Annotated in this window: 11 protein-coding genes, 18 tRNA genes and 2 other annotated features; of the genes, 2 read left to right on the top strand and 27 right to left on the bottom strand. The window is 45.9% G+C overall.

Annotated elements, in window-relative coordinates; all coding sequences use genetic code 11:
* The 7 genes from ilvC to GT589_RS07490 all read right to left on the bottom strand — a co-directional run.
* The coding region (ilvC, locus tag GT589_RS07520; RefSeq protein WP_293396614.1) for a ketol-acid reductoisomerase at window positions 1-580 on the bottom strand (580 nt) is incomplete at its 3' end.
* 1 nt (window position 581) lies between these two features.
* Entirely contained in the window at window positions 582-827 is a 246-nt protein-coding gene (locus tag GT589_RS07515) for an ACT domain-containing protein (protein ID WP_293398060.1), read from the bottom strand.
* A gap of 29 nt (window positions 828-856) precedes the next feature.
* Entirely contained in the window at window positions 857-1,927 is a 1,071-nt protein-coding gene (leuB, locus tag GT589_RS07510) for a 3-isopropylmalate dehydrogenase (RefSeq protein ID WP_293398059.1), read from the bottom strand.
* Window positions 1,928-1,936: 9 nt separating this feature from the next.
* Window positions 1,937-2,419: a 3-isopropylmalate dehydratase small subunit gene (gene leuD, locus GT589_RS07505; RefSeq protein ID WP_293398058.1), complete on the bottom strand. Its 483-nt coding sequence runs from the start codon at window positions 2,417-2,419 to the stop codon at window positions 1,937-1,939.
* On the bottom strand, window positions 2,419-2,589 hold the full coding sequence (locus GT589_RS07500; protein ID WP_293398057.1) for a hypothetical protein: 171 nt from the start codon (window positions 2,587-2,589) through the stop codon (window positions 2,419-2,421). The genes leuD and GT589_RS07500 overlap by 1 nt, the downstream gene beginning before the upstream one ends.
* Window positions 2,590-2,665: 76 nt before the next feature.
* A complete protein-coding gene (gene leuC, locus GT589_RS07495) occupies window positions 2,666-3,928 on the bottom strand; it encodes a 3-isopropylmalate dehydratase large subunit (protein ID WP_293398056.1) in 1,263 nt (420 codons plus the stop codon).
* Between the two features lie 93 nt (window positions 3,929-4,021).
* Complete coding sequence (locus tag GT589_RS07490; protein WP_293398055.1) at window positions 4,022-5,557, bottom strand: 2-isopropylmalate synthase; 1,536 nt, start codon at window positions 5,555-5,557, stop codon at window positions 4,022-4,024.
* An 81-nt stretch (window positions 5,558-5,638) separates the two neighbouring features.
* Window positions 5,639-5,865 (bottom strand) — a binding site (T-box leader).
* Between the two features lie 254 nt (window positions 5,866-6,119).
* Window positions 6,120-6,355 (top strand) — a binding site (T-box leader).
* Between the two features lie 113 nt (window positions 6,356-6,468).
* Here GT589_RS07490 and GT589_RS07485 point away from each other — a divergent pair.
* Both GT589_RS07485 and GT589_RS07480 read left to right on the top strand, forming a co-directional pair.
* On the top strand, window positions 6,469-6,642 hold the full coding sequence (locus GT589_RS07485) for a hypothetical protein (protein WP_293398054.1): 174 nt from the start codon (window positions 6,469-6,471) through the stop codon (window positions 6,640-6,642).
* A 65-nt stretch (window positions 6,643-6,707) separates the two neighbouring features.
* Window positions 6,708-6,872 (top strand): hypothetical protein, encoded by a 165-nt coding sequence (locus GT589_RS07480; RefSeq protein ID WP_293398053.1) that lies wholly within the window; start codon window positions 6,708-6,710, stop codon window positions 6,870-6,872.
* 130 nt (window positions 6,873-7,002) lie between these two features.
* Here GT589_RS07480 and GT589_RS07475 read toward each other — a convergent pair whose 3' ends face one another.
* From GT589_RS07475 to GT589_RS07380, 20 genes are all read right to left on the bottom strand, one after another.
* Complete coding sequence (locus GT589_RS07475) at window positions 7,003-8,457, bottom strand: mechanosensitive ion channel (protein WP_293398052.1); 1,455 nt, start codon at window positions 8,455-8,457, stop codon at window positions 7,003-7,005.
* A gap of 206 nt (window positions 8,458-8,663) precedes the next feature.
* Entirely contained in the window at window positions 8,664-8,960 is a 297-nt protein-coding gene (locus GT589_RS07470; RefSeq protein ID WP_330582885.1) for a GIY-YIG nuclease family protein, read from the bottom strand.
* A gap of 58 nt (window positions 8,961-9,018) precedes the next feature.
* A tRNA-Arg gene (locus GT589_RS07465) sits at window positions 9,019-9,095 on the bottom strand.
* 21 nt (window positions 9,096-9,116) lie between these two features.
* Window positions 9,117-9,200 (bottom strand) — tRNA-Leu (locus GT589_RS07460).
* A gap of 16 nt (window positions 9,201-9,216) precedes the next feature.
* Window positions 9,217-9,290: transfer RNA gene (locus GT589_RS07455), tRNA-Cys, on the bottom strand.
* 8 nt (window positions 9,291-9,298) lie between these two features.
* A tRNA-Lys gene (locus GT589_RS07450) sits at window positions 9,299-9,374 on the bottom strand.
* Between the two features lie 9 nt (window positions 9,375-9,383).
* A tRNA-His gene (locus GT589_RS07445) sits at window positions 9,384-9,460 on the bottom strand.
* Between the two features lie 11 nt (window positions 9,461-9,471).
* Window positions 9,472-9,548, bottom strand: a tRNA-Pro gene (locus GT589_RS07440).
* A gap of 29 nt (window positions 9,549-9,577) precedes the next feature.
* Window positions 9,578-9,654, bottom strand: a tRNA-Ile gene (locus tag GT589_RS07435).
* A 4-nt stretch (window positions 9,655-9,658) separates the two neighbouring features.
* Window positions 9,659-9,735, bottom strand: a tRNA-Met gene (locus GT589_RS07430).
* Between the two features lie 25 nt (window positions 9,736-9,760).
* Window positions 9,761-9,836: transfer RNA gene (locus GT589_RS07425), tRNA-Phe, on the bottom strand.
* A 6-nt stretch (window positions 9,837-9,842) separates the two neighbouring features.
* Window positions 9,843-9,931: transfer RNA gene (locus GT589_RS07420), tRNA-Ser, on the bottom strand.
* A 28-nt stretch (window positions 9,932-9,959) separates the two neighbouring features.
* Window positions 9,960-10,035 (bottom strand) — tRNA-Lys (locus tag GT589_RS07415).
* Between the two features lie 8 nt (window positions 10,036-10,043).
* Window positions 10,044-10,119: transfer RNA gene (locus GT589_RS07410), tRNA-Gln, on the bottom strand.
* A gap of 10 nt (window positions 10,120-10,129) precedes the next feature.
* Window positions 10,130-10,206 (bottom strand) — tRNA-Arg (locus GT589_RS07405).
* 10 nt (window positions 10,207-10,216) lie between these two features.
* Window positions 10,217-10,290, bottom strand: a tRNA-Gly gene (locus tag GT589_RS07400).
* Between the two features lie 7 nt (window positions 10,291-10,297).
* Window positions 10,298-10,382: transfer RNA gene (locus tag GT589_RS07395), tRNA-Tyr, on the bottom strand.
* Window positions 10,383-10,385: 3 nt separating this feature from the next.
* Window positions 10,386-10,461, bottom strand: a tRNA-Thr gene (locus tag GT589_RS07390).
* Between the two features lie 8 nt (window positions 10,462-10,469).
* Window positions 10,470-10,546: transfer RNA gene (locus GT589_RS07385), tRNA-Asp, on the bottom strand.
* A 5-nt stretch (window positions 10,547-10,551) separates the two neighbouring features.
* Window positions 10,552-10,627, bottom strand: a tRNA-Val gene (locus tag GT589_RS07380).
* Window positions 10,628-10,642 lie beyond the last annotated feature (15 nt).

Below are 10,642 nucleotides of genomic sequence, written 5' to 3'. Positions count from 1 at the left end.
CGAAAAGGTCTGTCTCTGTCTCTTCCTTGAATGTTGTCTCAAGCACGCCCGCTCTGGCAGAGCCTATGGCCATTGCATACGCCATTGCCATGTCTCTTGCCTTGCCTGTAGCGTCATTATGCACCGCAAAAAGTGCAGGCACTCCCTTGCCCTCTGTGTATACCCTTCTTACGAGGTGTCCTGGTCCCTTTGGCGCAACCATGAATACGTCAACATCTTCAGGCGGGTTTATCTGTCCAAAGTGTATGTTGAAGCCGTGTGCAAACACAAGCGCCTTTCCAGCTTTCAGATTCGGCGCTATGTCGCTTTCATACACGCTCTTTTGCTTCTCGTCAGGTATAAGTATCATTATCACGTCGCTTGCCTTGGCGGCGTCTGCTGCGCTCATAACCTCAAAACCTGCAGCCTTGGCTTTCTCCGCCGACTTGCTTCCTGCGTGAAGTCCTATAACAACGTCAAGCCCGCTCTCCTTCATGTTGAGCGAATGGGCGTGGCCCTGGCTGCCGTAGCCTATTACTGCTATCTTCTTGCCCTTTAATACGTTCATATCTGCATCTTTTTCATAGTACATCTTTGCCATTTTACTTGTCCTCCCTGAGTTCTGTTATTTTTTTTATTCCAAAAAGCTTTTTCACATGATTTATTGCATCTCCCGCGCTGCACCCTGCAATTTCATTTATTGAAATTATTAGATTTGAGCCGCAGCTAGCCTCGGATGGCTGCATGTTTATGCTTTTGATATCGAATTTCTTTCTTCTGAGCATTCCTACTATCCTAAGAAGCGATTCCGCTCCGTCTTCGGCCATTATGCAATATGTCCTGCACATTTAAATCCCTCCTTCAAAGGCTACAGCTTCTAAATAAGCTTGGCTATCTCCTCTCCCATTTGGACTGTGTCCACGAGAGTCATGCCCTGGCTCATGATGTCCGGCGTTCTAAGGCCCTTTGCCAATACTTCTGCCACAGCCTTTTCTACCGCCTTAGCCTCTTCGCTCAAATTAAACGAATCTCTTAGCATCATTGCGCACGAGAGTATTGTGGCTATAGGGTTTGCCTTTCTAGTTCCGGCTATGTCCGGAGCCGAGCCGTGTATAGGCTCATACATGTGAACTCCTTCCGTGCCAAGGCTTGCTGAAGGCAGCATTCCTATCGAACCCGTTATCATGCTCGCCTCATCCGAGAGTATATCCCCGAACATATTTGTTGTAAGCAGCACGTCAAAGCCTGAAGGGTTTTTAATAAGCTGCATTGAAGCATTGTCCACGTACATATGCTCTAGCTCAATGTCCGGAAACTCTGCTGCTACCCTCTCTACAACCCTTCTCCAAAGCCTCGAGCTTTCAAGGACATTGGCCTTATCTACGCTCGTTACTTTTTTCCTTCTCTTACTTGCCATTTCAAAGGCCGATCTTGCAATCCTTTCTACCTCATATTCGCTGTAGCACTCCACATCGAAGGCTTCTGCGCCGTATTTGCCCTGCCTCTGGCCTCTTTCGCCAAAATATATGCCACCCATAAGCTCCCTCATCACGCATATGTCTATTCCGTCTTTTATGATGCTCTCTTTAAGCGGACATGCATCTTCTAGCTCCTTGTAGAGCACAGCAGGCCTTATGTTTGCGTAGAGTCCAAGCGACTGTCTTAATCTGAGCAGGCCTTTTTCCGGCCTTTTTGAGCTCTCAAGTGAGTCCCATTTCGGGCCTCCCACAGCCCCAAGAAGCACAGCATCGCTTTTTTTGCATACTTCAAGGCTCTCTGAAGGAAGCGGGTCGCCGTACTTGTCTATGGCCGCTCCTCCGACTGCCACGTTTTCATACGTGAACTTGTGTCCGAACTTTTTGCCTATCCTGTCAAGCACTATTATTGCCTGCTCCACTATCTCTGGACCAATCCCGTCTCCGGCTGCAACTGCTATTTTATATTCCATTGGCTCCTCCTACTTTATATTCTTCTTGATATAGTTTATTAGTCCGTCTGCATCTATTATGGCTCTCATGAACTCCGGAAGAGGCTGAGCCTTATACTTTTCGCCCCTTGTGATGTTAGTTATCTCGCCTGTTTCAAAGTCAACGCTCACCTCGTCACCCATTTGTATGGCGCTAGAGGCCTCCTTTGACTCGAATATAGGAAGGCCTATATTGAATGAATTCCTGTAGAAAATCCTTGCAAACGAAGAGGCTATTACGCAGCATACGCCGCTCGCCTTTATGGCTATCGGTGCGTGCTCCCTTGAAGAACCGCAACCAAAATTCTCCCCTGCTACAATGACATCACCCGACTTTACATTCTTCACAAAGTCCTTATCTATGTCCTCCATGCAGAATTTTGCAAGCTCCGAAGGTTCTGAGGTGTTAAGATGTCTTGCCGGGATTATAACGTCCGTGTCCACATTGTCTCCATACTTGAATGCCTTTCCCATTAAAACTCCCCCCCTGCTCCGCATCCGAAGAAATTGATGCCGCTGCAAGGCATGTGCATCTGGTCCTTTGCCATTATTTCTGTCGATACTCTTGCTTCGCTGCTCTCGAAGGCTGCCCCTCCCATGTCGTCTATAGAGTTGAATTTATTTTCATTTTCCTTGTTTTTCATCGTTATCTCTCCTTTATATCCTAATAATTTGCTCTCAGCTTATTTGGAGTTTCATTTATATTATTAATCTCATTTTCTATTCCAAATCCTCAGGACCTGCTATCTTACCTGCAACTGCTGATGCCGCAGCTACTGCCGGACTTGCAAGGTATACCTCGGACTCAACATGGCCCATTCTTCCTACGAAGTTCCTGTTTGTAGTGGCCACGCAGCGCTCGCCCTCCGCAAGCACTCCCATATGGCCTCCCAGGCATGGACCGCATGTTGGCGGGCTTATTATGGCTCCCGCATTTATGAATATCTCCATAAGGCCTTCCTTCATGGCCTGAAGATATATGCTTTGAGTAGCCGGGAATATTATAACCCTTACGCCCTTCTTGACCTTCCTGCCCTTTAGCACCTCTGCTGCAGCCCTAAGGTCGCTTATCCTTCCGTTTGTACACGAGCCTATTACAACCTGGTCTATTGTAATATCCCCAACCTCGTCTATAGTCCTTGTGTTTTCCGGAAGATGAGGGAATGCCACTGTAGGCCTTATGCTCGAAAGGTCTATGTCGTACACCTCGTCGTATTCTGCGTCCCCGTCAGCCTCATAGGCGACATATTCTCTTTTTGAGTGCTCCCTGATGTATTCAACTGTCTGCTCATCCACCGGGAATATCCCGTTCTTGGCTCCCGCCTCTATTGCCATGTTAGCTATAGTGAAACGGTCGTCCATGGAAAGGTTCTTAATACCTTCCCCCGAAAACTCCATCGACTTGTAGAGCGCTCCGTCGACTCCTATCATTCCTATTATGTGGAGTATTACATCCTTGCCGCTCACCCACTTTTGAAAGCTGCCTGTGACGTTGAATTTTATAGCGCTTGGCACCTTGAACCATGCCTTGCCTGTTGCCATTCCCGCCGCCATGTCAGTGCTGCCTACTCCTGTGGAGAAGGCTCCGAGAGCTCCGTAGGTGCATGTATGCGAGTCCGCTCCTATGACTACGTCTCCCGCTACAACAAGCCCTTTTTCAGGCAGCAGCGCATGCTCAATGCCCACTTCGCCTATTTCAAAATAGTTTTCAATTCCTTTCGCCATCGAAAAATCTCTTATAAACTTGCACTGCTGGGCAGTCTTGATGTCCTTGTTTGGTGTAAAGTGGTCCGGAACTATGGAAACCTTGGATTTGTCGAACACATCCGTGGCACCCATCTTCTCGAATTCCTTTATGGCAACAGGTGCTGTGATGTCGTTGCCTAGCACCATATCAAGCTCTACCTCTATAAATTGCCCCGGCGTTACACTCTCCACGCCCGCATGCTTTGCAAGAATCTTTTGTGTCATAGTCATTCCCATTTATGCTTCCTCCATTCTTTTTCTTGAATATTCCAAATTTTCTGTATTTAAATCGTACATATTTCCCTTTTTATTTGCCGCTTCTTTCTATTTCTACGCTGTCTCGCTGTCGCCCAGCGCATTGTCGTACTCCATCTTGTTTACGCAGTTTATATAAGCCCTTATGCTGGCTTCAAGTATGTCTGTGCTTAGTCCCTTGCCCTTGTAGACTCGCTCCTTGTGTGAAAGCTTCACGCCGGCCTCTCCCTGAGCGTCCTTGCCGCTTGTGACCGAATGTATTGTATAATCATGGAGGTTGAGCTTCTTTCCTATTATCTTTTCTATAGCGTTAAACGATGCGTCAACCGGGCCGTCTCCCGCAGCCACCTCTTCCAGGATTTCGCCGTTGTGCCTTAGAGCAATTGTGGCGGTAGAAGTTATGGCGTTTCCGCTGTTTATTATAAAGCTCTCAAGCTGGTATGCCTCGCTGACTTCCGTTGCGAAGTCCTCTGCTATTATGGCTTCTATGTCCTTGTCGAATATGGTCTTTTTCTTGTCGGCAAGGGCTTTGAATTTTTCGAAAGCCTTTTCAAGCTCTTCCTTAGTAAGCTCGTAGCCCATATCCTTTAGCTTGTCCTCGAAGGCATGCCTTCCTGAGTGCTTTCCAAGCACCATCTTGTTCTTGTTTAAACCTATAGATTCCGGAGTCATTATCTCATATGTGCTTTTTTCCTGAAGCATTCCATGCTGATGTATGCCCGATTCGTGCGCAAATGCATTTGCTCCGACTATAGCCTTGTTAGGCTGGACCTTTACGCCTGTAATAGATGTAAGTAGGCTGCTGGATCTCATTATCTGAGTGGTGTCTACCTTGCACTCGGCGCCATATATATCTTTTCTTGTGTTGAGCGCCATAACCACTTCCTCGAGTGCGGCGTTTCCAGCTCTCTCGCCTATTCCGTTTATAGTGCACTCAAGCTGTGTAGCTCCCGCCCTGGCCGCCGCAAGAGTGTTTGCAACCGCCATGCCAAGATCGTTGTGGCAGTGAACAGATATGTCTACCTTGTGTATGTTCGGCACGTTTTCCCTTATGCCTGTTATAAGCTTGAAGTATTCATCCGGTGTTGTGTAGCCCACGGTATCCGGTATGTTTACTACCGTGGCGCCGGCATCGATTACCTTAGTTATTATCCTGTACAGGAATTCCGCGTCACTTCTGGTTGCGTCCTCTGCAGAAAATTCTATGTCCTCGCAGTAGGCCTTTGCGTATTTTACCATTTCAACAGCCTGGGCCATTACATCCTCGGGCTTCATCTTAAGCTTGTATTTCATGTGTATGTCGGATGTTGCTATGAAAGTGTGTATTCTTGGAAGCCTTGCATGCTTTACAGCATCCCATGCACAGTCGATATCTTTTTTTAGTGCCCTCGAAAGGCTTGCCACCCTGGATTCCTTTATGTTTCTTGCTATCTCGCTTACAGACTCGAAGTCACCCTTTGACGCTATTGCGAATCCCGCCTCTATTACATCCACCTTCATCTTTTCTATTTGCTTTGCCATTTGTATCTTCTCGCTAAGATTCATGCTGCAGCCTGGTGACTGCTCCCCGTCCCTAAGTGTCGTATCGAATATCTTTATTTGCTTTGCCATTGTTATCCCCCTTATGTCTTTTGTATTCAGCACATTGAATGCATAATGTTTGAGTAATAAAAAACGCCCCAGAACTCAATGTTCAGGGACGAATATGCTCGCGGTACCACCCTAATTGCCTGTGAAGGCCTCTCTTCAATGGACATTCTCTATGTCCAGGTCTCTAACGGTACCCTCCGCCGCTTCCTACTGCTATTTCAAAAGCGGTGCTCTGGAGCTAGTAGCATTTTCTCTGAAGCATCGGCTTGCACCAACCGCCGACTCTCTTTAGCTTACCTGTAAAATGCGCTCTCCTTCGTTGCATCTTTATGGAATTGAGTTGTTGTAAAGTATTCTATCAGCCTTTGCAGGAGTTGTCCATACTTTTTTCGAAAAAAAATGAATTTTCTGATTAATTTCAGCTGGCCTTTTTCGGAAATCGTTTCTTCCAAAGCTCTCAGACTATTGATTTTCTGGCGTTTATATTTTTTCAGAAAATTCTAAATTATTTTCAAGAAACATGTTGACATTATTTTAATACCCCTTTATAATAACAATTGTAAGATAAATGTGCAGAATATTCAGAAAAGTTATGACGGAGACAAAGGTGCCTCGGCAAGACTATAGAGAGCTAATGGTTGGTGGAAATTAGCGTCGTGCGGCATACAATAATCACTCCTGAGCTTCCATCTCGAAATTTAGTAGATTTGGACGTACGCCAGCGTTATATGGCTAGGGTTAATTTGACCTGAACGACAAGGCGGATTTCTAATCCGCAAAGTAGGGTGGTACCGCGAAGCATAAGCTTTCGTCCCTATGGATGGTCTATATACGTTCATAGAGTCGAGCGCTTTTTTTTATCTCTGAATTATCAGAATATTCTGTGTATACACAATGTCAATCATATTTAATTACTGGGGAGGAATATTATTATGGAAAAGAAATTCGATATGTACTCAGACGAAAGATGTTTCGAGCCTGCTTCTTACAGCATGGATTTCAGCTCACTTTTTTCTACTGGCAAATCATTCGAGGATGAACTTAGAAATGATGTTGTAAATGCACCCGTTAACTTCTTTGGCTGTGGCAACTTCGAGCTTTATTAGTATCTGGCTTTAGCAAGCTCACCCAATTTATAATCTGTTTATTAAAATTTAGGAGGAATATTATTATGGAAAACTCAAAAAAATATTCAAACGAAAATTCATACGATGTATACTCACCTGCTGTAGATTATAGCTCTCTTGAAAACGAATCAGGCAATAATTCTGAATTCAGACATGAGGTTTCTCAGAGCAACTGCAATTACTTTGGATGCGGAAGCTTTGAATTCTAATAAATAAAAGGGATGGTGCATTATGGAATCAGACATTGACCTAGACATTAACATTGATATTTCAAACTAAAAAAGACATCTCACTTTGGATTGTGGAGATGTCTTTTTTAGTTGCTATATTTATTTCATTCTATTCTTCTGATTTCTTCTCAAGCTTGGCAAGTGCCTTTGCTGCCATTTCCTTTCCGCCTATTCCAAATGCTATGGCTGCAGCCACTGCCACTGCTCCTATCGTAAATCCAAATGCCATATTTATAATCTCGTTGGCTATTCCCATCTGTCTGAGTCCCATTGCTATTGCAAGGACTATTATTGATATCCTGGCTATCGTCGAAAGCATGTCAGATGATGCAGACTTTTTACTGCTGATAACAGCAGCTACCAACTGTGCTATATAAAGACCTACGCCTATAATAACAAGACCGAGTATTATGTGGCCAACCAGCACTATAAACTGATCAACAAGCCCTGCAAGCATATCTAGTCCGAGTATATTTGCGGCTTCAAGCGCTGCAAAGAATACTATTGCTATCTTTACAAAATTCCCTGCCATTACGGAGATTGTAGTCTTGGCGCCTTCAGGCGTTATAAGCCCCATGTCTGCAAGCAGCTTTTCTATACCCATCTTGCCAAGAACTCTTGAGACAAGGTCTCCAAGAAGGCGGCCTATAAAATAGGCCACATATATTATTACAAATGCAGAGAAGAGGTTTGGAATGAATCCAAGCACTCTGTCAAGCATGTTTGTGGCTGGCCTGGTTACAGCCGAAAGGCCTATCATGTCAAGTCCTGCTACAAGCACAGGTATTAGTATGAGCACATACACTATGTTCGCTATTATCTCTGAGAGCCTATTCTTCTCCTCGACTTCCTCCTTGCCTATCCTGTCTATTCCTACAGATCTTAATATCTGCGCTGCCGCTTCCCTGATTTTTCCGGCTATGAACCAGCCTATAGCGATTACCAGACCTGCGCCTATAAGGTTTGGAAGCACAGATAGAATCTTATTGAGCATGTTCTGCACAGGCTGGAGTATGCCGCCAAGCGAAAGTGCACTTAAGATTCCAGGAAGGAATATCAGGAAAACAAACCAGTAGGCAATTTCAGCTATCGCCTGAGACAGCGGTGCTCTTCCCTCCTCAACTGCCATTTTTTCATCAAACTTGACTAGCATTAGTCCCTTTATAACAAAAAACTTCACTATCCTGGCAAGAATCCAAGCTACTGCCAGCAGCATTACAGCTCCTATTATCTGGGGTATGAAACTGGATATGTTCCCCAGGAACTTGTTGAGGGGCTCCGTCAAAATAGTGAAGCCCAGCGCCTCAAATACGGCCGTTATTACGAAAATCATTAGAATATAGTATATTGTCTTTACTACAATCCTGCCGAATTTTATTTCTCTTTCAGTTTCTCCGAAAAACTTGTTCACCCATCCGTTTATTTTCGGGTTCTTTTCAATCAATTTGCCAATGCCTGATGCTATATACTTAGCAAGCAAAAGACCTATGACAAGTATCGCTATTGCCCCTATTATCTTTGTTAAATACAGAGAAATAAATTGGCTGATAGCAAACGAATCCATACAAATTCCCCCTTTTCTTTTAGATTATTCCCCTTATTGTGTATTATCCACGCCTACTCTTACTAGAAAAACGTGGTATTAATAAAAATATACCCTTATACATTTTTTTAAAAGCATTTTTAAAATAAAAAAACGCGCCCGATAGAAAATTACTCCACTGCGCGTTCCGTTCATATTAAATTCGCTAAGCACACATCTTGAGGTTATTACTTGATTAGACTCGTGCTGTTTAAATCTGTTTTGCTGCTTTTACTCTCTATAAGTTCCAGCTTTTGTTTCCTGCTGAATTTCTTTATCGCCCATTCGCGTTTTTGAGCGTCTATCTTATTTTCTGTTTCCTCTAAATAGACCAGCTTCACCGGAAGTCTGGCTCTGGTATACTTTGACGCCTTGCCTTCGCTGTGCGTCCTGAATCTTCTTTCGATGTCATTTGTCCAGCCTGTGTAAAGACTTCCGTCGCTGCATAACAAAATATATACGTAGCACATAGCTATTCCTTTCATATCCCAGGGTAAATAAAAAAGCCTCCAAAAGATTAGTATCCTTTGAAAGCCTTGCTAATGGTGCGCCCACAGGGACTCGAACCCCGAACCTTCTGATTCGTAGTCAGACACTCTATCCAGTTGAGCTATGAGCGCAAAAACCTGAAAAATAAAAAATGGTGCGGGTGGAGGGACTTGAACCCCCACGTACTGGACACTAGATCCTAAGTCTAGCGCGTCTGCCAATTCCGCCACACCCGCACATTAAGTTGTTAATTGGAGGCGGCATCCAGATTCGAACTGGAGGTGAAGGAGTTGCAGTCCTCTGCCTTACCACTTGGCTATGCCGCCTCATCAATTGGTGACCCATCCGCGACTCGAACGCGGGACACCCTGATTAAAAGTCAGATGCTCTACCGACTGAGCTAATGGGTCGTGAAAATTTGGGGTGGATAATGGGACTCGAACCCATGGCCTCCAGAGCCACAATCTGGCGCTCTAACCACCTGAGCTATACCCACCATAATTTTGTTGGTCGAGGTGGAGGGACTCGAACCCCCGGCCCCATGGTCCCAAACCACGTGCGCTACCAAACTGCGCTACACCTCGAATTTGAATCAAGCAAGCTGAAAATAAGATGGTGGGCCTTCAGGGACTCGAACCCCGGACCTACCGGTTATGAGCCGGGCGCTCTAACCAACTGAGCTAAAGGCCCATCTTGGTAGCGGCAACAAGGATCGAACTTGTGACCTTTCGGGTATGAACCGAACGCTCTAGCCAGCTGAGCTATGCCGCCAAGATTGCTTTGCTTGATTTCTAAATGGTGCCCAGAGGCGGAATCGAACCACCGACACGGGGATTTTCAGTCCCCTGCTCTACCGACTGAGCTATCTGGGCTTGCTATGGCGGAGGGGGTGGGATTCGAACCCACGTGGGCTTGCACCCTAACGGTTTTCAAGACCGCCCCGTTATGACCGCTTCGGTACCCCTCCGTAATTGCTATGTTGAATTAAATAAAGCTGGTGACCCATCCGCGACTCGAACGCGGGACACCCTGATTAAAAGTCAGATGCTCTACCGACTGAGCTAATGGGTCCTGTTAGTTGGCTGGGGATGCTGGACTCGAACCAGCGCATGCAGGAGTCAAAGTCCTGTGCCTTACCGACTTGGCGAATCCCCAACACCTAAAGTGGCGCGCCTGCAGGGATTCGAACCCCGGACACACGGCTTAGAAGGCCGTTGCTCTATCCTACTGAGCTACAAGCGCATCTTGTAAATGGAGCGGGTGAAGGGGATCGAACCCTCGCAACCGGCTTGGAAGGCCGGGGCTCTACCACTGAGCTACACCCGCATTAAATTGGTGGAGGAAGCTGGATTCGAACCAGCGAAGTCGGTGACAACAGATTTACAGTCTGCCCCCTTTGGCCGCTCGGGAATTCCTCCGTATGGAGCTGGTGATGGGACTTGAACCCGCAACCTACTGATTACAAGTCAGTTGCTCTGCCAATTGAGCTACACCAGCAAATAAAATGGCGATCCGGAAGGGGCTCGAACCCTCGACCTCCAGCGTGACAGGCTGGCATTCTAACCAACTGAACTACCGGACCAAATTTGGTGGGAGCAACAGGGCTCGAACCTGTGACCCCCTGCTTGTAAGGCAGATGCTCTCCCAGCTGAGCTATGCTCCCACTAAATGTAAAGCT

The sequence above is a fragment of the Peptoclostridium sp. genome (assembly GCF_009881055.1).
Classification (GTDB): domain Bacteria; phylum Bacillota; class Clostridia; order Peptostreptococcales; family Peptostreptococcaceae; genus Peptoclostridium_A.
The sequence above is the reverse complement of the archived record's forward strand: the minus strand, read 5'-3'. Positions and strand labels throughout refer to the sequence as shown.